The organism is Aeromonas sp. DNRA1, assembly GCF_963888745.1.
GTDB lineage: Bacteria > Pseudomonadota > Gammaproteobacteria > Enterobacterales > Aeromonadaceae > Aeromonas > Aeromonas hydrophila.
Genome location: NZ_CAWPKQ010000002.1, coordinates 248,904 through 269,982 on the forward strand (window position 1 = coordinate 248,904; position 21,079 = coordinate 269,982).

23 protein-coding genes are annotated in these 21,079 nt (G+C 63.7%); 8 read left to right on the forward strand and 15 right to left on the reverse strand.

Annotation, left to right across the window (positions count from 1 at the left end; genetic code table 11):
- Positions 1–35: 35 nt before the first annotated feature.
- Both AACQ43_RS07190 and AACQ43_RS07195 read left to right on the forward strand, forming a co-directional pair.
- On the forward strand, positions 36–674 hold the full coding sequence (locus AACQ43_RS07190; protein WP_029299330.1) for a cold shock domain-containing protein: 639 nt from the start codon (positions 36–38) through the stop codon (positions 672–674).
- A 160-nt stretch (positions 675–834) separates the two neighbouring features.
- Complete coding sequence (locus AACQ43_RS07195) at positions 835–1,791, forward strand: diguanylate cyclase domain-containing protein (RefSeq protein WP_029299331.1); 957 nt, start codon at positions 835–837, stop codon at positions 1,789–1,791.
- 71 nt (positions 1,792–1,862) lie between these two features.
- Here AACQ43_RS07195 and AACQ43_RS07200 read toward each other — a convergent pair whose 3' ends face one another.
- Complete coding sequence (locus tag AACQ43_RS07200; RefSeq protein WP_029299332.1) at positions 1,863–2,771, reverse strand: LysR family transcriptional regulator; 909 nt, start codon at positions 2,769–2,771, stop codon at positions 1,863–1,865.
- Positions 2,772–2,888: 117 nt separating this feature from the next.
- Between AACQ43_RS07200 and AACQ43_RS07205 the strand changes: the two genes are divergently transcribed.
- Both AACQ43_RS07205 and AACQ43_RS07210 read left to right on the forward strand, forming a co-directional pair.
- Positions 2,889–3,134 (forward strand): hypothetical protein, encoded by a 246-nt coding sequence (locus AACQ43_RS07205; RefSeq protein ID WP_011707010.1) that lies wholly within the window; start codon positions 2,889–2,891, stop codon positions 3,132–3,134.
- A complete protein-coding gene (locus AACQ43_RS07210; protein WP_029299333.1) occupies positions 3,131–3,784 on the forward strand; it encodes an HAD-IA family hydrolase in 654 nt (217 codons plus the stop codon). The genes AACQ43_RS07205 and AACQ43_RS07210 overlap by 4 nt, the downstream gene beginning before the upstream one ends.
- Before the next feature lie 83 nt (positions 3,785–3,867).
- Here the strand turns inward: AACQ43_RS07210 and AACQ43_RS07215 are convergent, their stop codons facing one another.
- Positions 3,868–4,470: a nitroreductase family protein gene (locus tag AACQ43_RS07215; protein WP_076360383.1), complete on the reverse strand. Its 603-nt coding sequence runs from the start codon at positions 4,468–4,470 to the stop codon at positions 3,868–3,870.
- 289 nt (positions 4,471–4,759) lie between these two features.
- Between AACQ43_RS07215 and AACQ43_RS07220 the strand changes: the two genes are divergently transcribed.
- Both AACQ43_RS07220 and AACQ43_RS07225 read left to right on the forward strand, forming a co-directional pair.
- Positions 4,760–6,313 (forward strand): GGDEF domain-containing protein, encoded by a 1,554-nt coding sequence (locus AACQ43_RS07220; protein ID WP_168966695.1) that lies wholly within the window; start codon positions 4,760–4,762, stop codon positions 6,311–6,313.
- A 209-nt stretch (positions 6,314–6,522) separates the two neighbouring features.
- Positions 6,523–6,993: a YMGG-like glycine zipper-containing protein gene (locus tag AACQ43_RS07225; protein ID WP_017409236.1), complete on the forward strand. Its 471-nt coding sequence runs from the start codon at positions 6,523–6,525 to the stop codon at positions 6,991–6,993.
- Between the two features lie 60 nt (positions 6,994–7,053).
- Here AACQ43_RS07225 and AACQ43_RS07230 read toward each other — a convergent pair whose 3' ends face one another.
- The 6 genes from AACQ43_RS07230 to AACQ43_RS07255 form a co-directional block, all read right to left on the reverse strand.
- Positions 7,054–8,010 carry a D-2-hydroxyacid dehydrogenase gene (locus AACQ43_RS07230; RefSeq protein ID WP_168966697.1) on the reverse strand — a complete coding sequence of 319 codons (957 nt, stop codon included), beginning with the start codon at positions 8,008–8,010 and terminating at the stop codon, positions 7,054–7,056.
- 117 nt (positions 8,011–8,127) lie between these two features.
- On the reverse strand, positions 8,128–8,880 hold the full coding sequence (locus AACQ43_RS07235) for a DUF3530 family protein (protein WP_168966698.1): 753 nt from the start codon (positions 8,878–8,880) through the stop codon (positions 8,128–8,130).
- A 67-nt stretch (positions 8,881–8,947) separates the two neighbouring features.
- Positions 8,948–9,574, reverse strand: coding sequence for a DUF2238 domain-containing protein (locus tag AACQ43_RS07240; RefSeq protein ID WP_168966700.1), 627 nt, complete (start codon positions 9,572–9,574; stop codon positions 8,948–8,950).
- 139 nt (positions 9,575–9,713) lie between these two features.
- Positions 9,714–10,280 carry an elongation factor P gene (gene efp, locus AACQ43_RS07245; protein ID WP_011707002.1) on the reverse strand — a complete coding sequence of 189 codons (567 nt, stop codon included), beginning with the start codon at positions 10,278–10,280 and terminating at the stop codon, positions 9,714–9,716.
- 43 nt (positions 10,281–10,323) lie between these two features.
- A complete protein-coding gene (gene earP, locus AACQ43_RS07250) occupies positions 10,324–11,532 on the reverse strand; it encodes an elongation factor P maturation arginine rhamnosyltransferase EarP (RefSeq protein WP_168966702.1) in 1,209 nt (402 codons plus the stop codon).
- A gap of 198 nt (positions 11,533–11,730) precedes the next feature.
- Entirely contained in the window at positions 11,731–12,774 is a 1,044-nt protein-coding gene (locus AACQ43_RS07255; protein ID WP_017409231.1) for a GMP reductase, read from the reverse strand.
- Between the two features lie 405 nt (positions 12,775–13,179).
- Here AACQ43_RS07255 and rloA3 point away from each other — a divergent pair, with 405 nt between their 5' ends.
- On the forward strand, positions 13,180–13,686 hold the full coding sequence (rloA3, locus tag AACQ43_RS07260; RefSeq protein ID WP_076360376.1) for a retropepsin-like aspartic peptidase RloA3: 507 nt from the start codon (positions 13,180–13,182) through the stop codon (positions 13,684–13,686).
- A 55-nt stretch (positions 13,687–13,741) separates the two neighbouring features.
- Here the strand turns inward: rloA3 and AACQ43_RS07265 are convergent, their stop codons facing one another.
- The 7 genes from AACQ43_RS07265 to AACQ43_RS07295 all read right to left on the reverse strand — a co-directional run bounded on the left by AACQ43_RS07265 (position 13,742) and on the right by AACQ43_RS07295 (position 20,195).
- On the reverse strand, positions 13,742–15,181 hold the full coding sequence (locus AACQ43_RS07265; protein ID WP_168966704.1) for an ATP-binding protein: 1,440 nt from the start codon (positions 15,179–15,181) through the stop codon (positions 13,742–13,744).
- Positions 15,178–15,867: a response regulator gene (locus tag AACQ43_RS07270; RefSeq protein ID WP_168966706.1), complete on the reverse strand. Its 690-nt coding sequence runs from the start codon at positions 15,865–15,867 to the stop codon at positions 15,178–15,180. Before AACQ43_RS07270 ends, AACQ43_RS07265 begins: the two co-directional genes overlap by 4 nt.
- A gap of 82 nt (positions 15,868–15,949) precedes the next feature.
- Positions 15,950–16,588: a tetratricopeptide repeat protein gene (locus tag AACQ43_RS07275; protein WP_076360374.1), complete on the reverse strand. Its 639-nt coding sequence runs from the start codon at positions 16,586–16,588 to the stop codon at positions 15,950–15,952.
- Position 16,589: 1 nt separating this feature from the next.
- Positions 16,590–17,435, reverse strand: a complete 846-nt coding sequence (locus AACQ43_RS07280) for an SDR family oxidoreductase (protein ID WP_168966708.1) — start codon at positions 17,433–17,435, stop codon at positions 16,590–16,592.
- A complete protein-coding gene (locus AACQ43_RS07285) occupies positions 17,432–18,091 on the reverse strand; it encodes a TenA family transcriptional regulator (protein WP_076360372.1) in 660 nt (219 codons plus the stop codon). The genes AACQ43_RS07280 and AACQ43_RS07285 overlap by 4 nt, the downstream gene beginning before the upstream one ends.
- Positions 18,088–19,554 (reverse strand): AMP-dependent synthetase/ligase, encoded by a 1,467-nt coding sequence (locus tag AACQ43_RS07290; RefSeq protein ID WP_168966710.1) that lies wholly within the window; start codon positions 19,552–19,554, stop codon positions 18,088–18,090. Before AACQ43_RS07290 ends, AACQ43_RS07285 begins: the two co-directional genes overlap by 4 nt.
- Positions 19,551–20,195 carry a thermostable hemolysin gene (locus AACQ43_RS07295; RefSeq protein WP_076360370.1) on the reverse strand — a complete coding sequence of 215 codons (645 nt, stop codon included), beginning with the start codon at positions 20,193–20,195 and terminating at the stop codon, positions 19,551–19,553. Before AACQ43_RS07295 ends, AACQ43_RS07290 begins: the two co-directional genes overlap by 4 nt.
- Positions 20,196–20,413: 218 nt before the next feature.
- On the opposite strand from AACQ43_RS07295, the gene AACQ43_RS07300 reads away from it, so the two are divergent.
- Positions 20,414–21,052, forward strand: a complete 639-nt coding sequence (locus AACQ43_RS07300) for a class I SAM-dependent methyltransferase (RefSeq protein WP_168966712.1) — start codon at positions 20,414–20,416, stop codon at positions 21,050–21,052.
- Positions 21,053–21,079: the final 27 nt, after the last annotated feature.

Consider the following 21,079-nt stretch of genomic DNA (forward strand, 5'->3'; position numbering starts at 1 on the left):
ATGAAGCGAGTATCGATGGCCACAAGGATGAGGGCATGCGTTATCAGGGACGGATCGTGCGCTGGAACGAGGCGCGCGGCTTTGGTTTTATCGCCCCCGAGCAGGGAAACGGAGAGCCAAAAGGTGCCGAGCTGTTCGTGCATATCTCGGCGCTGCAGTCAGATGGCTCGCTGCCCAAGATTGGCGAGCGGGTCTCCTATCAGCTTGGCAGCGGCCAGGATGGCAAACCCAGGGCCGAGCAGGTGTTCTTTCCGGACCGGCCGCTGTCGCTGTCAGGCGCCCAACCCGCGCCCTCTGTGGGCAGACAGGCTGTGACCGGGGAGCGGCCGACGCCAGCCAGGGCACGCCAGCGCCCCGTCTATCGGCGCCGCAGCAACTGGCGCGGCAAGCTGATCCCGCTGCTGGTGCTGGCCGGGATCTTCTCCATTTACTCCCGCTTCTCGGCCGAGTCGGTCTCGCCTTCGCCAACCTCTTCTTTCAGTCAGCAGGCAGCGGACAGCACAGACAGCCCGCAGGCGGTGCCTACCTTCGTCCGTCAGTGCGACGGTCGGCAGTATTGCTCCCAGATGACCTCTTGCGAGGAGGCGACCTGGTTTTTGCAAAACTGCCCCAATACCAAGATGGATGGCGAAGGTGACGGCATTCCATGTGAAAGCCAGTGGTGTGGTCACTAGCGAAGGATAGGCTGATGCAAGTGGTTGATCATCTATCTTTATCTTGCAGGCCGGGGGCGGGCCATGGCCGCCGATGCCCCTTCGTCATGGACGGAATGCCGGCATTACTGTTGTGGTTGTGGCAGGTGCGGTGCGTCGTTGTTGGGTAAGGAGCAGGGTCATGACGGACTATTTTCAGGGAGCACTGTTTCACTTCTCCGATCGGGCGCAATACCTGTCTGCATTGCTTAATTCGCTGGAGGAGCAGATCTCGGTGATCGATCGGGATGGTGTCATCCACTACACCAACCTCGCCTGGAATAGCTTCGCCGAACAGAACGGCATGCCAGAGGGGTACGATTGGCTGGGCGTCAACTATCTGAGGGTGTGCGACAACTCGGTGGAGCCGCTGGCCCAGATGGCGGCCGAAGGGATCCGGCGGGTACTGCGCCACGAACAGCAGCACTTTCATCTGGAGTACCCCTGTCACAGCCCGGATACCCAGCGCTGGTTCATGATGCGGGTCTCCGCCATTCCCGGTATCGAGGTGGAGTTCTACACCATCAGCCACATCAACGTCACCGAGCGCAAGCTGCAGGAGCTGGACATGGTTTACCTCTCCCTGCACGATCCGCTGACCGGGCTGGCAAACCGGCGGCTGTTCAACAGCTTTCTGCACAACGAGTGGCGGCGCAGCATGCGCGAACAGACCCCCATCTCCTTCATCATGCTGGATCTGGACAACTTCAAGCTGTGCAATGACCACTTCGGGCATCAGGTCGGGGACGGTTTCTTGCAGCAGGTGGGTCAGCTGCTGAGCACCTTCTGCCAGCGGGCCACCGATCTACCGTGCCGCTTCGGCGGCGACGAATTTGCCCTGATCCTCGGCAACACCGGGGACGAGGCCGCCTCCCGCATGGGGGAGGCCATTCGCGTTGGCATCGGTGAGCTGCTGATCCCGGGGGCGGATGGACTTCAACTCAGCGCCAGTGTCGGTATTGCCACCCTGTTGCCGCAGCAGGCCCGCGTCTCGGAAGAGGAGCTGCTGACCGCCGCCGACATGGCGCTCTATCTGGCCAAGCAGGGGGGCAAGAATCGCTGCCACTGCGTCAGCTGCAGCGCGCTGCCGGCCGCCTGATACTCGATTGCCACCCCCTCTGTGGCGATACCTCACCAGCCCCCTGATATCGACTCCCTGAACCTATCGCATCAGCGATCCGGCATGGCCGGCTGCGGCGCCGGGTGGGCATCGATGACCAGTTGCACGAAGCGATCGCGGATGGGATCGGCAAATTCCGGGTTCCACACCAGGCTTATCTCCCACTCGGAGCAGGGGCCGGACAAGGGGTAGAGGGTGACGTCCGGGCCGGCGATGAAGCTGACGCTGCGCGGCAGGATGGCGTTGCCGATGCCGGCGGCCACCAGTGCTACCAGGGTCTGGATATCCTCCGCCTCCTGGATCATGCCGGTCAGCCGGTTGGCGCCGAGGAAGCCGGCGATCTGCTGGCTGAGGCCGGGGCAGCGGTGACCGACCATCTGCAGCAAGGGCTGGCTGGCCAGTGCCTGCTCCACGTCGAAGGCGGCCGGATCCGGCTGCGTCATCAGGGTCGGCACCGCCAGCACCAGCCGATCGGTCAGCAGTCTGTGTTCCTGCAACTGCGGCGCCTGGGGCCGGCGCATGAAGCCGAGCTGCAGCTGGCCCGACAGCAGCCGCTCCTGCTGGATGGCGGAGGTCATGTCCTGCAGATGCACCATCACCTCGGGCACCTGCTGCTTGAAGCTGGCCACCAGTGCCGGTGCCAATGCGAAGCTCGACAGGCCGAAACCAATCTTGAGGCGCCCGGCGATACCGCTGGCCAACGCCATGGCATGGCGCTCAAAGCCTTTGCCATGTTCGACCAGGGCACTCGCCTGGGTGAGCAGCTGGGCGCCGATGGCGGTCAGCTCGGCACCGTGGCGACCCCGGTTGAACAGGGTACTGCCGAGGGTCTGCTCCAGTCCCTGGATCTGCTTGGTGAGCGCCGGCTGGGTGATGAACAGCCGGCTGGCGGCCTCCCGGTAGTTGGCGGTGTCGGCCAGGGTGACGAATGCCTGCAGTTGCTTCAGATCGAATTTCATTCCATTTGGTTATCTAAAGTGGCCATTTTGTGATTATAAATTATCTAATCGCCTTGTTCTAATGGTCTGGTAGCGGGCCCCATTGGCCCCATCCGAACCGTCACAAGGAGTCATCTCATGCCTGCCGAACGCTATCTGTTTTTGATCAAGGGAACTCTGGTGCTGGCCCAGCCGCTGGCTGCGCCGGAGACGGGAGAGCTGCTTACCAGTCTGCTGCAGCAGGGCTTTGCGGTCGGCCCCTTGCAAGTGTGGGCGAGCAATGCCGAACAGGCGCTGGCCTGCTATGAACAGGCGGCCCAGCGGCGGGCCTTCGGCGATATTCTGGCGGGGAGCGAACCCGGCCTGGCAGGGGTCGGCGCATGAGCCGGCTTGTGCTGCGGGCCAGCGCCCTGCTGCTGGACATGGATGGCACCTTGGTGCACTCCACCGGCGAAGTGGAGACGGTATGGCGGCTCTGGTGCCGCCGCCATCAGCTGGCGCCCGAGCCGGTGCTGGCCATGTGCCACGGGGTGCGCTCGCGAGAGGTGCTCCGCGCCCTGGCTCCGCAACTGGACATGGCGCAGGAGGTGGCCCTGCTCGACGAGCTGGAGATCAACCACACCGGTCAGGCGGAGGCCATCGCCGGTGCCCGAACTCTGCTGGCGGGTTTGCCGAGCGAGTGCTGGGCGCTGGTGACCTCCGCCAGTCAGCGGGTGGCCCGTCATCGGCTGCAAAGTGCCGCTCTGCCATTGCCCGCCCTGCTGGTGGGGGCCGAGGATGTGGTGCATGGCAAGCCGGCTCCCGAGCCTTATCTGCTGGCGGCCGAGCGTCTGGGGCTGGCGGCGGCCGATTGCCTGGTGTTCGAGGATGCGCCGGCCGGCATCACCAGTGCCCTGCGGGCGGGATGTCGCGTGGTGCAGGTGGGGAACGATGCGCCGCTCCATCCGGCAGTGGTGGCGGTGATCCGCGACTGGCGCGAGGTTAAGGTGGCGTTGGGGGAAGGTGACTCCCTGCTGGTGACGCTGCCCGCTTGAGCGGTGGAGAGATCACCTTGCAGCCACAGCCAGCCGCAATAAAAACGCCCCCGAGATGCGGGGGCGTTTTGCTATCTCAACGGTTACTTGAAAACGCGGAAACGGGTGGCGTCGTCGATAAAGGTCTTGTCACCGGCCGGTTGCTTGATGCTGCCAAAGGGCATCTGGGCGCGCAGCAGCCAGCTGGCGGGCAGGTTCCACTCCTTGTGTACCGCCTGGTCGATGAGCGGGTTGTAGTGCTGCAGGGACGCGCCGATCTTCTCCTGGGCCAGGGTGGTCCAGACCGCGAACTGGGCGATGCCGGTGGCATGTTCCGACCAGATGGGAAAGTTGTCGGCATAGAGGGCGAACTTTTGCTGCAGATCCTTGATGACGTCGGTGTCTTCAAAGAAGAGCACGGTGCCGAAACCTGCGCGGAAGCTGCCATCCACCTTGGCCTCACTCTGGGCGTAGGCTTCCGGCGGCACGATCTTTTTCAGCTCGGCTTTGACGATATCCCACAGCTTGTGGTGCTGGGCGCCAAACAGGATGACGGCGCGGGAGCTCTGGGAGTTGAACGAGGAGGGGCTGTGCTTGATGGCATCCTGGATGAGAGTGGTCAGCTGCTCCGGCGTATGGGAAACCTGGTCACCCAGGGCATAGATGGTACGACGTACTTTGATCTGTTCGATAAACGGACTGCTCATAACATCTCCTTTGTTTGACAGGGAATCGTCTTCGGTGGTCCTTGGCAAGGCCATCCGGCTCCGATTGTTCAAGCTATAGACTATAACACCCCCTTCCTTGTTAGCCGTCAACGCACAGTGGTCACTGTTTTTACTTTTTGTTGATATACATATCCACGGCATGGATGAGCGGTATCACGTTTATATGTTTTTTATCAATTGGCCAGCGTGAGGGCTGATTTCAATCAATGAATAATTCTTGCCGACAACCATAAGATCTCCGCATTCCAGTATTTCTATCGGGGTGTTGATGTTTCAGTGGCTGATTAGTCGGCGTTACTACCTATTGACCTCATTTAGTCTGTTGCTGGGCACCCTGGTGCTGGTGGTGACCCTGGCCCTGGCGACGGCCAGCTATCTGCGCAGCATCGACAAGACGGTGGCCGGCTACGGCCACATGCTCTCCTCCCTCGATGCGGCCCTGATCCACGAGCTGGTGCTGGCCAACCAGCGTCAGCTGGCGGTGCTGGAGGCGTCGCTGGACAAGGCCGCCATCGCCCGCGGCGAGCCGGCCGACAACCCGCTCTGGGCCATTGCCCACCAGATCAAGCGCGACAGCCACTACATCTACTTCTATCACCCGCAAACGGACCACATCAGCAGCTACCCGTCCTGGCAGCAGCCGGCCGAGTATCGTGCCGCCAGCCGGCCCTGGTATCGGGCGCTGTCGATGCCGGGCGATGACCTCATCTGGCTGGGTCCCTACCAGGAGTTCGGCTCGGACAAGCAGATCCTGACCCTGATCAAGCGAGTAAAAGGGCTGGATGGTCAGCTGCTCGGCCTGCTGATGGTCGACATGTCGTTCAACGCCATCCAGCAGGCACTGCAGCGGGCCATGGGTCGCAACCAGGCGGCCATCTACATCAGCTCGCGGGGGGGAGATGAACTGGTGGTGGGCTGCAACATGGCGCTCTATCAGCCGCCGGCGACCACGACGGGCGTGGTGGGCAGCGCTCTGGAGGTGATCTGGCATGGCCGCCATCTGCGCCGGGAGCTGGAAGGGATCGACTGGGATCTCAACATCTATCTGCCGCCCGAGCTGTTTCACGACGGCCTCGAGGAGGCCCTGCTGATGGTGGTGCTGCCGCTGCTCTCGCTGTTTGCCATCTGGTTTTGCAGCATCAACTTTCTGGTGCGGGTGTTCAATCAGGAGCAGGCGCTGGTGGCCGGCTCGCTGACCGGCATAGTGCGGGATCCGACCCAGACACCCTGCCAGCTGAAGACCTGGTTCGTGCACAACAGCCTGAGCGAGATAGATCAGGTGCGGGCCAGCTTTCTGCAGGGGCAGGATGCCCTGCTGCACGACCCCCTCACCGGCATCATGAACCGGCGGGCCTTCACCCAGCGTCGCAGCGAACTGGAGGAGAGCGCCACACCCCACTGGCTGCTGCTGTTCGACGTCGACAACTTCAAGCGCATCAATGACAACTGGGGACACACGGTGGGGGACGGCGTGCTCTGCCGGGTCGCCGAGCTGTTGGTGGCGGAGCTGGGCAGTGGCTGCGTCTACCGGATCGGGGGAGACGAGTTCGCCGCCCTGCTGGCCTGGCCGCGCAGCGAGCTGGAGTCCGGGCTGACCCGGCTGCTGGCGCGGGTGCGCAATCAGCAGTGGCGCGAGTTTCGCGAGGCGGTGACCCTGAGCGTGGGCGGTGCCCATAGCCCGGATGACGGTGTGCTGCTGTTCGAGCGGGCCGACGAGTGTCTCTATCGGAGCAAGCGGCTGGGGCGCGATGGCTGGTCTTTGACGGAGCTGACCCGGCAGGAGCTGGGGGCTGACAGATCCTGTCATATGGATAACGGCTAGGCGACCGCTGCCGCTCGGTGGGCCCCGGTACGGTTCGTTGCCCAATTTCCAGGCGATGTCATTTACGTATTTAAATTCAATACCTTATGCATGAATTGAACGGTACCGAAGGCGGTGCGGGAGGCGGTGTCGCTCTCCTGCGACAGTGGCGCCCTTTGGCGGGAATCGTATAGTTCGGGGAAATTAATCAGGTTTGACAGGAGTACCCCATGGAGATGAACAAGCGTGGCATGAGCGCCCTGGCCCTGCTGGGCTCACTGTTGCTGGTCAGCGGCGTGGCGCAAGCCTCGGAAACACTTAATACCATCCTCGGTGGCGGTGCAGGTGGCGTGGCCGGCACCATGATCGGCAAGGAGCTGGGTGGTGATACCGGAGCCCTGGTGGGGGCGGCGCTGGGCGGTGCGGCCGGTGGCGCCGCCACGGCCAACAAGGGCAACAAGAATGAAGCGGCCCTCGGTGGTGCCGTCGGGGCGCTCGGTGGTGCGGCCATCGGCAAGAGCGTGGGTGGCAGCACGGGTCAGCTGATCGGGGCTGGCGTCGGCGGGGCCAGCGGCTCCGCCATCGGTGCCAAGACGGGCGATGGCCACAAGAGCAACAACGATCGTTACTACGACGATGAGCACAGGCACCACAAGAAACACAAAAAGCACAAGAAACACAGATGGCACGACGATGATTGATCGCAGCCAGCAATGAGAGAGGGGCCGACAGGCCCCTCTCTTGTTTGGCTCGGCCGCCGCTCACACCAGCCGGTGTTGGCGGCGCCCCTCGGCGAAGGCGTTGATGTTGTCGATCAGCTGATCGGCAAGGCGCTGCATCGACTCCTCGCTGGCCCAGGCCACGTGGGGGGTGAGGATGAAGTGGGGGTACTGCAGCGCCTGCATCAGCGGATGGTCGGGGGGCGGCGGCTCGACGCTTGCCACGTCGAAACCGGCGCCGCCGAGGCGGCCGTTGGCCAGTGCCCGCAGCAGGGCATCTTCATCCACCAGACCGCCGCGGCCGACGTTGATCAGCAAGGCGCCCGGCTTCATCAGCTCGAGTTCCCGCTCGCCAATCAGGTTGCGGGTATAAGGGGTGAGCGGGCAGTGCAGGCTGATGACGTCGGCGCTTTGCAGCAGCTCGTCCAGTGGCAACCGATCCTCGTCGTGGCTGGCGCCGACCTGGCTCTGGGCGTAGCGCACCTCCATGCCGATCCCCCTGGCCCGCTCGCCGAGGGCCTGACCGAGCGTCCCCTTGCCGATGATGCCGAGCCGCTTGCCGTGCAGATCCGTGATGTGGTGATCGAAGAAGCAGAACTGGCCGCTCTGCTGCCAGCGCCCCTCCAGCACCGACTGGCGCCAGCAGAAGAGGTTGCGCGCCAGGGCCAGCATCAGCGTCATGGCGTGTTCCGGCACCGAGGGGCCCGAGTAGTTGCGGATATTGCAGACGCCGACGTTGGCGGCGCGGCACGCCTCCAGATCCACGTTTTCGCTGCCGGTGGCGGCCAGCGCGATGAGTTTCAGGTCCGGCAGCCGGGCCAGCTCGGCGGCGCCGATGCGCACCTTGTTGATGATGGCGATGCTGGCGTCTTTGAGTCGCTCCACCACCAGCTCGGGGGCCGTGCTCGGGTAGCTCTGCCAGTGATGGGGAAAATCGGGGTGGCGCAGGGTGATGCCGGTATCCAGGGTATCGCTGTCGAGAAACACAATTTGCTGCATGAAGCCTCCTGCCGTTGAGGCGTTCATGATGCCAAACATCGGCGACCGAGGGCCAGTTTACTGCGCATCAATGGCTTGGCAATCGCGCCGGATGTGAGGCAGACGGCATTTTTTGGGTCAGAGCCAGCCGAGGTGGGTGAGCCAGCCCTGGATCCGGGTCGGCGTTTCATCCAGCTCCAGCAGGGCGTAGGGGCGGTAGTTGAGCTTGTGGCTGCGGCGGCTTTCGCTTCTGCGTGCCTCGGCGGCCAGCAATGGCCAGCGTCCGCCATCCTCCTGATAGAGGTCGAGGGTCGGCATGGTGGCCTGGGCGATCTCCTTGGCGAAGATCTGGTTGCTCTGCTGGTCGGGGAAGAAGCCGTCGAGCAGCACCAGCGCATCGGGGGCGGGCAGTTGTTCGCTGGCAATGAGGTTGGTGGCCCAGGCGGCGCCGGTGCCCTGCGCCAATATCAGCTTGAAGCCCCCCTCCTGCATCTTGGCATCCCCCAGCTTGCTGATGCGGGTGGCAAACTGTTTGCGAAAGTCGTCGATGGCCTGCTGCTTTTTCTCGGCGGCGGGGTCCAGTTCGGTCTGTTGGGGCGAGGGGAGCAGCAGCAGGGTGTCGAAGCCGAGCCGGCCGAGGGCCCGGGTCAGTTGCCACAGCTGGCCGCTGCGCTGCCAGTCGGGCAAGAGGATGGCCAGCCCCACATAGCTGTCGCTGTCGTGCTTGGCGAACAGCACTGTCTGCTTGTCAATCTGGGTGCTGTTGGGCAGCCCCTGCCAGTCGTTGTTCTGCCAGTAGTCGAGCGGCGTCAGCGGTGTGCCCTCGCTGGCCTGCAAGGGGTTGCTTGCCAGCAGGGTCAGTAACAGCAGTGATAAGAACAATCTGGCCATAGTGCGCTCCCCCGGTTATTTGGGTTAGCGGCACCAGGCCGGTTTTCTGAAGGGGGAAGTGACAGCGCTAGGGTGACGGCCGTTTGGTACTTGCCAGCCCGGCCAGCTGGCGGTCGTGCAGGGGGGAGAGCAGCAGCAGGGCAGTGACGGCGCCAATCAGGGCGAAGAACATGTCGGACTGGGTATCCCAGGGGTCGCCCTGGGTGCCGAGAAACTCATCCGCCCCCTGGCCGAGCGCGAGGGCGGCTCCCCACTCGATGAACTCGTAGGTGGCGCTGATGGCGAGCACCACGCAGATCACCAGGAACGCCAGCATGCGCCGGCCCTGCACATAACCTCCGCGCAGCAGGATCTCCCGGCACACCAGGGCAGGCACGAAGCCCTGAAAGAAGTGGCCAATCTTGTCATAGGGGTTGCGACTGAGTTCGAGCCACTGCTGCAGCTCGAATCCCAGCGGGACGCGGGCGTAGGTATAAGCACCGCCCAGCATCAGCACCATGGCGTGCAGGGTGATGCACAGATAGAGCAGGCTGGTGAGCGGAAAACGGCGGTGTGTCAGGGCAAGCAGCGGCATGGCGATGAGCACGGGCGCGATCTCCATCAGCCAGGTCGCCCTGTCATAGGGTTGCCAGCCGGAGAGGATCAGCAGTACCAGGGTCGACAGCAGCAACAGACCTTTATGCAGAGATGTCATGGGGCGCTCCGGAGGATGGCACAAACCAGCTTGCCCATTTAGCCATGTTTGCGTTTCGAATACAGCCGGGTGGCGTCGTGCACCCATAAAAAAAGCGAGCCAAAGGCTCGCTTTTTTACCATGGATTCAAGGGGCCAACTTAGTTGACGCGACGCTTGAACTCACCGGTGCGGGTATCGATTTCGATCTTGTCACCGATCTCTACGAAGGCGGCAACGGCCAGCTCGTAGGTGGTGCCCTTCAGACGGGCCGGCTTGGTCACTTTACCGGAGGTGTCGCCACGGGCGGCCGGCTCGGTGTACTCGACTTCGCGAACGATGGTGGTCGGCAGTTCTACGGAGATGGCTTTCTCGTTGTAGAAAGTCACTTCGCAGATGTCTTCCATGCCGTCAACCATGTAGTTCAGGGCATCACCCAGGTTGTCTTTCTCGACGTCGTACTGGTTGTACTCGGTGTCCATGAAGACATACAGGGGGTCGGAGAAGTAGGAGTAGGTGCACTCTTTACGTTCCAGCTGAACAACTTCCAGCTTGTCGTCGGCCTTGAAGACGGTCTCGGTGGCGCTGCCGTTCAGCAGGCCTTTCAGCTTCATCTTGACCACGGCGGAGTTACGGCCGGATTTGTTGAATTCGGCTTTCTGGACCACCATCGGCTCGGTACCGATCATGACGACGTTACCAGCGCGGATTTCCTGTGCGGTTTTCATGTAAAAATTCCTGTTCGTATACGGGCAGATAAAAACTGCCAGATTATATACGGCTTTCTAAAAATTTCACCAGCCGAGTGACGAGATCCCCATCCCTGAGCTGCTTCTGTGACCAAGGTCGCCCATGTTGCAGCCATATCGCGGCGTGTTCCGGCCATTGCGCCCACCAATCGCGACAGTTTTCCCCCTGATTGAGGGCGTGGCTGAAACCACGCAGCCACTGGCCGGTGGCGGCGGGCAGCTCCGCCAGATAGTGGTCGAGAAAGCCGTCCAGCTTGACCATGTGAGCCTGCTCTTCCTGCGGATAGATGTGCCACAGGAAAGGGCGAGCGGCCCACTGGGCCCGCACGAAGGAGTCCTCCCCGCGCACCAGATTGAGATCGCAGCTCCACAGCAGCCGATCGTAACCGGCCTGATCGGTCATCGGCAGCAGCTTGATGGTGAGGTTGCCCGCCTGCAGCAGTGCCCCTGCCCTGGCCGTCGGAATGGCCGCTGCCAGCCCGGCGCCGGTGAGCACGTCGTTGAGGGAGCGCCCGAGCGGCAGCAGCAGGGTGACGGGGGTGGCGCTCTGGCACCAGCTCTCGACCAGGCTGGTCAGGGCAGGGCTCTCGTAGGTGAAGAGGCTGACCCGCAGCTCGTGCTCTTGTTTGGGCGGCAGGCCGAGGCTGGCCCAGTAGGCGGCAAGCCCGGCTTCATCCTGTTGCCAGTATTCGCGCTCGACGATGAGGCCGCGCTCGCACAAGAGGCCGCCGGTTTTAGCGGTAAAGCCCGGGAAGAAAAAGTATTTGTTGAGGCTCTGGTTGCCGACCCGCTGGGGCGAGGCGAGGGCATGGCAATCCTCGACCCAGGATTCGGCCGAGAGGTATTCGAGGTTGATCCAGCAGGGGGGCTTGGGTTGGCTCGCCATCTGCTCGGGCATTCGTTCAATGAAGGGGGCGGGCAGCTGGCAGGCAAAGGCCTCGATCACCACCCTGGCCGGGAGGGTATCGGGCGGCAGGGTGTCGTGCCAGTGCTGGATATGGATGCCATCGACCCACTGGCTATCCAGCGCGGGGTCGAGCCCAGGGCAGATGCGGGCAAAGCTTGCCAGATCGTCCACCCAGAGCCGCACCTGGACCTCATTGCCGTGGGTCGGGAGCGCGCCTTCCTGTTTCAGCTGGCGAGCCAGCCGCCAGGTGACGCCGATGTCGCCGAAGTTGTCCACTACGCAGCAGAAGATATCCCAGTCAAATTGGGGGAGGGAGCTGGTCATGTCAGGGCATCCAGATACAAAAAAACCGGTGCGCAGGGTAGCACACCGGTTGACTGGCTTCTAACCGTCAGCGCGTGACGGTGGCTGCGGCAGGTTACTCCTTGCCGTAGACATTGCTCTCTTGTTCGCGTACCCGGATAAAGGTGTTGTGTGCTTTGTGCAGCTCTTTAAGCAGGCGGTACAGCAGATGAACCAGGTTTACTCCTTGCCGTAGACGTTGTTCTCTTGCTCACGCACCCGGATAAAGGTGGTGCGTTTGGTGAGTTCTTTCAGCTGGCTGGCACCCACATAAGTACAGGTGGAGCGCACCCCGCCCAGGATGTCGCGCACCGTGTTTTCGACCGGGCCGCGATAGGGCAGCAGCACGGTTTTGCCCTCGGAGGCGCGGTACTCGGCAACGCCGCCGGCGTGCTTGTCCATCGCGCTGGACGAGCTCATGCCGTAGAACTTCATGAAGGGTTCGCCATCCACGTCGACGATTTCGCCGCCACACTCCTCGTGGGCCGCCAGCATGCCCCCCAGCATCACGAAGTCGGCACCGCCGCCAAACGCCTTGGCCACATCCCCCGGGCAGGTGCAGCCGCCGTCACCGACGATCTGGCCACCGAGGCCGTGGGCCGCATCGGCACACTCGATGATGGCGGAGAGCTGCGGGTAGCCGACCCCGGTCTTGACCCGGGTGGTACAGACCGAGCCCGGGCCTATGCCCACCTTGACGATGTCGGCGCCGGAGAGGATCAGCTCCTCCACCATCTCGCCGGTGACCACGTTGCCCGCCAGAATGACGTGGTTCGGGCAGGCCTCGCGGATCTTGCGCAGAAACTCGACGAAGTGCTGGGAGTAGCCGTTGGCCACATCGACGCAGATGAAGCGCAGGGCGCTGGACATGGCCAGGATCTGGCGGGTCTTGGTGAAGTCATCCTCGGAGGTGCCGGTAGAGACCATCACGTGACCCAGCAGCGCCGGGTCGGTCTCATTGACGAAGGTTTGCCACTGCGCAAGGCTGTAGTGCTTGTGAACTGCGGTCATCATCTCGAAGCTGGCCAGGGTACGCGCCATGGCGAAGCTGCCGACGGTATCCATGTTGGCGGCGATGACGGGCACCCCTTGCCATTGGGTCTGGGTGTGCTTGAAGGTGAACTGACGGGTCAGGCTGACTTGGGAACGGCTCTTGAGAGTAGAGCGCTTGGGGCGGAACAGGACATCCTTGAAACCGAGCTTCAAGTCTTCTTCGATACGCATTACGAATTCCTTATTGAGCCTTGTTTGATAGGTCACTTTGCAGTGGCAACTTTTCGGCAGGCGCAAAAAAACCGGTGGTTTTCAGGCCCTCCGGTTTACAACAGTGTAGGCAAAAATCCCGCCAGAACAAGACTGATAATTCACGAAGCCTTGTGGTAGCCTTTGGCGTCACAACCTGAGCACAGCCTTGGGTTTCATCCAGCCCCGTTGATGTTCCCCCGTTCGTCTAATTGAAAGATCCTGACAGAATCCTTTTTGGCAAGCTGCTGCGTGATCCTGACGCCATGCGCCATGGCCGCGCTGGTGGCGGCGAGGCGGCCACGTTCACCAGTTGACAGCCGCCTTTTCCATCCCCACTCTGGGCTGCTCGGGTCAGCGTCGGCCCTGCCCTGACAAGGAGTAAAGATGTTCGGATTGCGAATGATGCCACTGCTGTTGCTGGTCGGTCTCGCCCTGCCGGGAGCGGCTCGGGCTGCCTCCGATCCTGCCGTCTATGGCTGGATTGAGAAGGGACTCATCATGCCGAGCGGGGTGGCGGTGAAGATGAAGCTGGATACCGGGGCACTCACCTCCTCGCTCGATGCGCGGGATCTGCGCCACTTCAAGCGTGACGGCAAGTCCTGGGTACGCTTTACCCTGAAGGTCACCGATGCCAATACCGATCGGCAGGTGAGCCAGACCCTGGAACGGCCGGTGGAGCACATGGTGACGGTACGTGGTGCCGGCGGCATGGAGCAGCGCCCCACGGTTACCATGTCCATCTGCCTGGGCGACAAGGTGTATGAGGAGTGGTTCACCCTGCGGGATCGCAGCAAGATGATCTATCCGGTGTTGCTGGGGCGTCGCCTGCTGGCGGATCTCGGCGCAGTGGATTCGAGCCGCACCTTCACGGTGCAGCCGAGCTGTCGCTGAGGGAAGCGAACGGCATAAAAAACGGGGGCCTGGCCCCCGTTTTTTATGGTGATGATCAGGCTGGGCGAGAGGGGGCGGGCAGCAGCACGCTCACCTCCAGCCCCCCTTCCGGCCGGTTGTGGATGTCGAGATCGGCGCCGTGCAGCTGGGCGATGCGCGAGACGATGGCCATGCCGAGGCCGACCCCGTCCCCCTGCTGGGGATTGACCCGAAAGAAGCGCTCGCACAGGCGTGACAGGGCGGCGGTGGGGATGCCGGGGCCGTTGTCGCGGATGTCGACCCTTACCCTGTGCCCCTCCTGGCACGCCTCGACCGCGATCTCGCCCTGCGCCTGGGTGTAGCGCAGCGCGTTGTCGATGAGGTTGCTGAACATCAGCTCCAGTAGGGTGGCCTGTCCCATCACCGTCAGCTGTTCGGTGCCTTCCAGCGACAGCTGCTGATCCTTTTTCAAGGCGATGGGGGCCAGAGTGGCCAGGGTGCCCTGCAACAGCTGGTTCAGGTTGAGTTCGGTCAGCTCCAGCCCCTGCTGGTTGTCGATGCGGGCCTGGGTCAGCAGCTGGCGCAGCAGCCGATCGCTGCGATCGAGCGCCAGCAGCATCTTCTGCAGGGAGTGCTGACGGCTCTCGGCATCCTCGGCAGCCAGCGCGTTCTCGCTGTGGATGCGCAGCACCGCCAGGGGGGTGCGCAGCTCGTGGGCGGCCTCGTTGGTGAACTGCTTCTCCCGCTCTATGGTGTCGGCCAGCGCGTGCATCAACCGGTTGATCTCGTTGGTGAGCGGGGTCAGCTCCTGGGCGCGGATCTTCAGGGTGAGCGGGCTCAGGTTGGCCGGGTGGCGCTCACCGATGGCCTGGGCCAGCTGTCGCAGCGGCGCCAGCCCGCGGGAGATGAGCCACCACAGCAGGCCGAGTAGAAAGGGCAGAGTGATGAGCAGCGGCAGCATGGCCAGGGTGGCCATCTTGCTGGCCAGCTCGCTGCGCTCGTCATCCCGCTCCGCCACGATGAGCCAGGTGTGCTCGTCCTGGTTGTAGAGGGTGAAGGTGCGCCACTCGTGGTTGTCCTTGGTGACGTTGTTGAAGCCGGGGGCCAGGGCGCCGAGGGGTTGGCTGGGGGCGCTGGGGGAGCGCAGCAGTATGTGGCCCTGCTCGCTCAGCAGCTGGAAGTAGAGGTTGCGCTCGAATTCGTGGCCGAAGGGGGTGAGCTCCCTGTCCTCCCCCCGCAGGTTGAAGCTGGTGTCCTTCTGCCACTGATCCGGGTTGTGCTGCTCCCAGTCCTGATAGACGGTGCCGTTGGCGGGCAGTTCGCCATTTTGCTCCAGATAGCGGCTGAGCAGCTGGTTGGTGATGCGGGAGGACTGGGCGAGACGGGCATCGAACAGCTCCTCCATCTCGTGGTTGGCCTCCAGATAACCGATGAGGGCGCTGATGGCCAGGCTGGCGCTGACCAGCGCCAGGATGCCGGAGAGCAGGAAGCGGCGGATGGAGCGGGGACGCGTCATGCCCGGTGGCCCCGGCGCTGGGCCTGTTCAAGCTGGGGAATAATATAGCCGACCCCGCGGATATTGCGGATGAGGTCGCTGTAGAACTTCTTGCGCAGGTGGTGAATGTGCACCTCCACCGCGTTGCTCTCTGCCCCCTCGTCCCAGCCGTAGAGGCTCTGCTGCAGCTGATCCTTGCTCAGCACCCGGCCGCTCTGGGTGATGAGCTCCTGCAGCAGCTTGTATTCGTGGGGGGTGAGCTTGACTGGCTCGCCCCGATAGGTGACCTGCTGGGACTCGGGATAGAGCTGCAGCTCGCCGTATTCCAGTACCGCCTGGGCCTGGCCCTTGCTGCGCCGCACCAGGGCGCGCAGGCGGGCGTTGAGCTCCTGCAGGGCGAACGGCTTGACCATGTAGTCGTCGGAACCCGCATCCAGCCCCAGTACCCGGTCGTCCAGGGCGTCGCGGGCGGTGAGGATCAGCACCGGCAGCGTTTGGCCTTCCCGGCGCAGTTTGCGCAGCAGGCTGATGCCGTCGATGTCCGGCAGGTTGAGATCCAGAATGAGCGCGGCAAACTCCTCGCTCTTGAGCACAGAAAGGGCGGGCAGCCCCTGCTGCAGCCAATCCACCGTATAGCCGCTGCTGCGCAGGGCATCCACCATGCCGTCGCCCAGCATCACATCATCTTCCACCAACAGGATCCGCATTGTTATTCCCCTCAAAAGACGCTGCCCACCAGTATGCAAGCTGGTGGGCAGAGTTTAAATAGCGCACTGATCCGACTTGGGTTTATAGCTTGTCGAGGCGATCGCGGATCTCGATGCGTCGACCCTGATCCGCCAGCTCGCGACCAGGCCGGGGCGGGGCGGTCAGCGCCTTCTCCAGATAGCCCCTGGCCTCGGCCTTGCGGCCCTGATCCAGCAGGAAGTCGCCGTAGAAGAAGTTGGGGTCGATGCCGGTCGGGTTGATGGCCAGCGCCTGCTTGAGCAGCTGCTCGGCCTTCTCGTCATCGCCAAAGCCTACAGGCCAACCCGGCACCTGATAGTAGAGCGAGCCCAGGCTGGTATAGGCGGAGCCATCCAGTGCCTTGGGATCCTGCTTGAGGGCGATCTCCAGCTTGGCCTTGGCCTCCTTGACCAGACCCAGCGCCCCCAGCCCACCCTTGGCGCCGGCCCAGGTGCTCTTGACGATGGCCGACCAGATCAGCAGGTCGGTGCGAAAGGCCTCCTTGGCGCTGGCCTGATCGGCCTGGCTGCTCAGCTGTTCGAGGCAGCTCTCCTTGGCCTTGCCGGTCTGCTGATACTGACAGACGGCCCACTGCTGCTGGATGACGGGCAGGGCGTCGGCGGCCTGGGCCATCCCCGAGCCCAGCATGAGCAGCAGGAGGGCGCCGTGGGTGAAACGGGGGCGGAAAGTGGCGTGCTTCATCTTAACGTTCCTTCTCTGTCATGACGGAAATGGCGTGCCCCGAGTTGCCGGCAGCAGGCGTCGCGTGGCGGGCATAGCGCTCTATGATGGGTTTTTGCTTGGCCAGAGCCCGGTCGACCAGGCCGGGCAGCAGGCCGTTGAGCCGCACGAACAGCTTCTCCGGCCAGCCGAGCCAGCTGCGGCGGGTTTCGTTGCACAGGGCGATGACGGCCTCTTCGGCCACGTCCTGGGGGCTGTCGGTGTGGGTGCCGAGTTCGGCATTCATCTCGTAGGCCGCCTCCGAGTTGAGGCGGGTACGGGTGGCGCGGGGAGCAAAGTGCAGCACCTGGATGCCGGTTCCCTCCAGCTCGCGGCCGAGCGCCTCGCTGAAGCCGCGCAGGGCGAACTTGCTGGCGCAGTAGACGCTGTAGCCGGCGTAGCCGATGGCACCGAAGCTGGAGCCGACGTTCATGATCACCGCCGGTTTGCGCAGGCGGGGCAGCAGCATGCGGGTGAGCTGGATCGGTGCCTCGACATTGAGCAGCAACTGGCGCTCCACCTGCTCGCTGCTCTGATCCTCCAGCCAGGCAAACTGGTTGCAGCCGGCGTTGTTGATCAGCACGTCCAGCCCTTCGTCCAGCGCCGGGTGCTGCAGCAGTTTGGCCCGCTCCTGGGGCGAGCCCAGATCGGCGATCACCATCTGGTGGCGCTCCGGGTGCGGCAGCTCCTTGCGAAGCCTCTCCAGCGCACTGGCCCTGCGTCCGTGCAGCAACAGGCGCGCCCCCTGAGCTGCCAGCTCCTGGGCCAGCGCTTCGCCGATCCCGCCGCTGGCGCCCGTGAGCAGCACGAGTTTTCCTTCAAGCTTCATGATGTCTGGTTTTCCGTCAGTTGATAGAGCATGTCGGCGTAGAGGCGGTAGACCACCTTGGCCGAGTGAATGATGGCCGCCTGATCGGCCGGGCTTTCCACCCGGTTCATCAGAGACTCGAAGAACTTGAGGTGCTCCTGATCCAGTGCGCCGTGGGAGCTCAGATAGCTCATGGCCTGGGGGGGCAGGCCGAGACCCGCCTTGAGCTGATCGGCCACGGTCAGGGCGATGGCGACGCTGGTGCCTTCCAACACCTGTACCATGCCGAAGAAGCCCATGGGGTTGCCGCGTTGCACCTGGTCATAGAGAAAGGCCACCATCAGCTCGATGGGCAGCCCGGGCCGGCCGTGGCGCACCGCCTCGGCATCGCCGCCGCAGGCGCGGATGTCGCTCAGGATCCACTCCTGATGGCCATACTCCTCGTCGATGTACTCGGCGATGGCGCCACGTACCCACTCATACTCCTGGCCCAGCTTGCCGCCGGTGGCCATCAAGAGCGGCACCGTGTGGCGCACGTGATAGTAAGCCTCTGCGAGGAAGCGCAGGTAGATGTCGCGGGAGATCTCCCCCTTGCGGCACGCCTCTATGATGGGGGCGTTGAACAGATGCTCCCGGGCCGGGGCGGTGGCTTGTTGCAGCACTTGATAGAAGCTCATGAGGTCTCTCCTGTAAGGCATTGGCTGATCTGCCGGGAAAAGTGGTGATAAATCCGTTCGCGACGGGGGCGGCCGTTGGCGGTCAGCAGCTCCGGATGCTGATCCAGCGCCACCGGCAGCCAGTGATGGATGCGGGCATAGTCGGGCAGGCGGTGATTGAGCTGCTTGATCTGCTGGGCCAGCTGGGCGTCGGCGCCGGGCAGTGGCTGGATCAGGGCGACGTTGGCTGGCTGGCCGTCGCCGAAGATCACGATGCGGGCGATGGCCGGGCAGAGCTGGGCTTCCGCCTCGACCCACTCGGGGGAGAAGTTGCGGCCAAAGGCGGTGATCTGGACGTTCTTCTTGCGCCCGGTAATGTGCAGATACCCCTCATCATCCAGGTGGCCAAGATCGCCGGTGGCGACCAGTACTGGCGTCGGCTCGTCGCTGCCCAGATAGCCGAGCATGGCGGCTCCCTCCACCAGGATCTCGCCATCGGCGGCGATCGATACCCGGCAGTGGGGCAGTGGCTGGCCGACGCTGCCCAAGCTGTGGCCGTCGGGGCCGTTGAGGGCCACGACGGAGCCGCACTCCGACAGGCCATACCCCTCGTAGACCGGCAGCCCCAGCTTGCGGGCCCGGCTGATGAGCTCGGGCGAGACCTTGCCGCCGCCCACCGCGACGAAGCGCAGGCCGGTCAGCTGCTCGGCCAGCGCCGGGTTGGCGTTGCACAGGGCCAGCAGCAGGCGCAGCAGCTCGGGCACCAGCACCAGACTGTGGGTGGGCCAGCGCAGCAGGGCCTGGGCCAGGGTAGCAGGGTCCAGCTTGCTGGAGCCGGCAAAGCCGAGCTCTGCCAGTGAAGGGATGCGGCTGCAGGCGCCGGTTAGCAGCGGCACGTAGAGGCCGGTCAGGTTTTCCAGCAGGGTGGTGAGCGGCAGCAGGGTCAGGTGTTTCTCGACGTTGGCCGGGGCGACCCGATCGGCCAGCGAGGCGCAGACCGCCATCATCTGGGCCAGTGACAGGCAGACACCTTTGGGCTGCCCTGTGGTGCCGGAGGTATAGGTGATCTTGGCGGTGCCGGCGGGCAGAGGTGGCAGCCGGGCAGGGGTACGGCGCCACAACGGCAGTTCACCGACCGCCAGTTGCAGCGGGTCGCTTGCCTGCCAGCCGGGATGGTGGGGGCCGATCAGGGCGTCGGCGCCGCTGCTCTCCAGCAGCCACTCCTGCTGCTCCAGGCTGAAGAAGTGGGGGATCGGGATCACCACGATGCCGGCCATGGTGCAGGCGAGATCGATGAGTGCCCAGGGCAGACCGTTGTCCAGCTGCAGCGCCAGCCGGCGGATCCCGGCCATCTGCAGGCGGTCGGCCAGCGGTGGCAACTGCTGCCACAGCACCTCGTAGCTGAGTCTGTGCTGACTGCTGGCAAGAGCCGGGCTGTGGGGCGTCTGGCGGGCGAAGTAGGCGATTTGGTCAAACAGCATCATAAGGCGCTCCGGTGTGGGCAGTTGAACAGGGAGGGCATGGGTGCCAGCAGCGAGAGCAGCAGGCTGCCCTGAGCCAGTGCCTGCCGTCCGATGCCGAGATCGCCGACCATCACCTTGGGCTGGCAGTGGTAATAGGCGCCCCAGGCGCTGGCGTCGTCACCCACCCTGTCGGCCTGGGCGGGAGCCAGCTCGACCGGGGTGAGGTGGAGGCGGTGGAAGCTGTTGCGCAGTTTGGCGGTGCCGGTGAACACCACGTAATCGAGGTCGTTGTCACACAGCAGGCGGCAGAGCGCCGCAAACATCAGGCGGGCGTTGCCGGGCTCGCTGCAGGCGAGGTTGCCCACTTCGACGATGCGATCACGCCGGGCGGGGGCGCCGAGCCGGGTTTCGATGGCGGCCTCGATGGGTTGTTCCAGATACTGCTCCAGATAGAGGCGCTCGCTGCTGGCCAGCTTGAGACCGCAGGCGCCGACCAGCAGGCCGTCGGCCCGGTAGAGGCCGAGCAGGCAGGGCAGAAAATGGGGAATGCGGGCGTTGAATTCCTGGCTGTAGGCGGCCTGGATGTAGCCCTGCAGAGCCATGACCTGCTGCGGGGTGTCGGCCAGCGTCAGCCGATAGGGGGCTTGAATGTCTGTGGTCATGGATGGCTCCTTCTTGTCGATTGTCATCAGACTAAAGGGGCAAACTTAAGAAACCCTTAAGAGGTAAAAAATCTGTTTCACACAGAGGCAACTGGTTGAAAAAATAGATAATGCTGCGACCGCGATTGCGGGGTGGCCGGACAAAAACCTTGTCAGCCGCCAGGCGGGCAGGCAAGCTGCGGCCACTTTTGACCGCCCCGCTTTCGAGAGGAGATGCCATGACCCCCTTATCCTGCCCGCTCTGCTGCGTCGCCGATGCCTATGAGCTGCCGGTGGCCGGCAAGCTGTACCATCGTTGCCGGGCCTGCGAGCTGGTCTGGCTGGATGCGGCCGAGCACCTGGATCCTGCGCGCGAGAAGGCGGTCTATGACGGCCACGACAACCAGGTAAATGACCCCCGCTATCGCCAGTTTTTGCAGCGGGCCTTCGGCGAGGTGCAGCGCCGCCTGCCTCCACCGGCCAGCGGCCTCGATTTTGGCTGTGGCCCGGGCCCGGCACTCATCACCATGGGCCGCGAGGCGGGCTACCAGATGGCGGGCTATGACAAGTTCTATGCCGATGAGCCCGAGCTGCTGGCGCAGCAGTATGACTTCATCACCAGTACCGAGGTGATCGAGCACATTGCCGAACCGCGCGCCGTGCTTGACCGGTTGTGGGCCTGTCTCAAGCCTGGAGGCATGCTGGTGCTGCAAACCCAGCGGGTGCTCGGTGACGAGCGGTTCAAGAACTGGCGTTACCGCCACGATCCTACCCATATCGTCTTCTTTGCCGAGGCGTCGTTTCGCGCTCTGGCGGCCCGCTGGCAGGCGCAGGTCGAGTTTCCTCACGCGGATGTGGCGGTCATCACCAAACCCTGAGAACCTGCTCATGTTCTTACTGTGAGG

Coding starts and splice junctions, on each gene's coding strand:
- AACQ43_RS07275 (WP_076360374.1), bottom strand. CDS start 16,588: ATGAAGCACGCCACTTTCCGCCCCCGTTTCACCCACGGCGCCCTCCTG.
- AACQ43_RS07280 (WP_168966708.1), bottom strand. CDS start 17,435: ATGAAGCTTGAAGGAAAACTCGTGCTGCTCACGGGCGCCAGCGGCGGG.
- AACQ43_RS07290 (WP_168966710.1), bottom strand. CDS start 19,554: ATGATGCTGTTTGACCAAATCGCCTACTTCGCCCGCCAGACGCCCCAC.
- AACQ43_RS07235 (WP_168966698.1), bottom strand. CDS start 8,880: ATGGCCAGATTGTTCTTATCACTGCTGTTACTGACCCTGCTGGCAAGC.
- AACQ43_RS07200 (WP_029299332.1), bottom strand. CDS start 2,771: ATGAAATTCGATCTGAAGCAACTGCAGGCATTCGTCACCCTGGCCGAC.
- AACQ43_RS07230 (WP_168966697.1), bottom strand. CDS start 8,010: ATGCAGCAAATTGTGTTTCTCGACAGCGATACCCTGGATACCGGCATC.
- AACQ43_RS07190 (WP_029299330.1), top strand. CDS start 36: ATGCGTTATCAGGGACGGATCGTGCGCTGGAACGAGGCGCGCGGCTTT.
- earP (WP_168966702.1), bottom strand. CDS start 11,532: ATGACCAGCTCCCTCCCCCAATTTGACTGGGATATCTTCTGCTGCGTA.
- AACQ43_RS07255 (WP_017409231.1), bottom strand. CDS start 12,774: ATGCGTATCGAAGAAGACTTGAAGCTCGGTTTCAAGGATGTCCTGTTC.
- efp (WP_011707002.1), bottom strand. CDS start 10,280: ATGAAAACCGCACAGGAAATCCGCGCTGGTAACGTCGTCATGATCGGT.
- AACQ43_RS07225 (WP_017409236.1), top strand. CDS start 6,523: ATGGAGATGAACAAGCGTGGCATGAGCGCCCTGGCCCTGCTGGGCTCA.
- AACQ43_RS07195 (WP_029299331.1), top strand. CDS start 835: ATGACGGACTATTTTCAGGGAGCACTGTTTCACTTCTCCGATCGGGCG.
- AACQ43_RS07295 (WP_076360370.1), bottom strand. CDS start 20,195: ATGACCACAGACATTCAAGCCCCCTATCGGCTGACGCTGGCCGACACC.
- AACQ43_RS07215 (WP_076360383.1), bottom strand. CDS start 4,470: ATGAGCAGTCCGTTTATCGAACAGATCAAAGTACGTCGTACCATCTAT.
- AACQ43_RS07285 (WP_076360372.1), bottom strand. CDS start 18,091: ATGAGCTTCTATCAAGTGCTGCAACAAGCCACCGCCCCGGCCCGGGAG.
- AACQ43_RS07265 (WP_168966704.1), bottom strand. CDS start 15,181: ATGACGCGTCCCCGCTCCATCCGCCGCTTCCTGCTCTCCGGCATCCTG.
- rloA3 (WP_076360376.1), top strand. CDS start 13,180: ATGTTCGGATTGCGAATGATGCCACTGCTGTTGCTGGTCGGTCTCGCC.
- AACQ43_RS07270 (WP_168966706.1), bottom strand. CDS start 15,867: ATGCGGATCCTGTTGGTGGAAGATGATGTGATGCTGGGCGACGGCATG.
- AACQ43_RS07220 (WP_168966695.1), top strand. CDS start 4,760: ATGTTTCAGTGGCTGATTAGTCGGCGTTACTACCTATTGACCTCATTT.
- AACQ43_RS07300 (WP_168966712.1), top strand. CDS start 20,414: ATGACCCCCTTATCCTGCCCGCTCTGCTGCGTCGCCGATGCCTATGAG.
- AACQ43_RS07240 (WP_168966700.1), bottom strand. CDS start 9,574: ATGACATCTCTGCATAAAGGTCTGTTGCTGCTGTCGACCCTGGTACTG.
- AACQ43_RS07205 (WP_011707010.1), top strand. CDS start 2,889: ATGCCTGCCGAACGCTATCTGTTTTTGATCAAGGGAACTCTGGTGCTG.
- AACQ43_RS07210 (WP_029299333.1), top strand. CDS start 3,131: ATGAGCCGGCTTGTGCTGCGGGCCAGCGCCCTGCTGCTGGACATGGAT.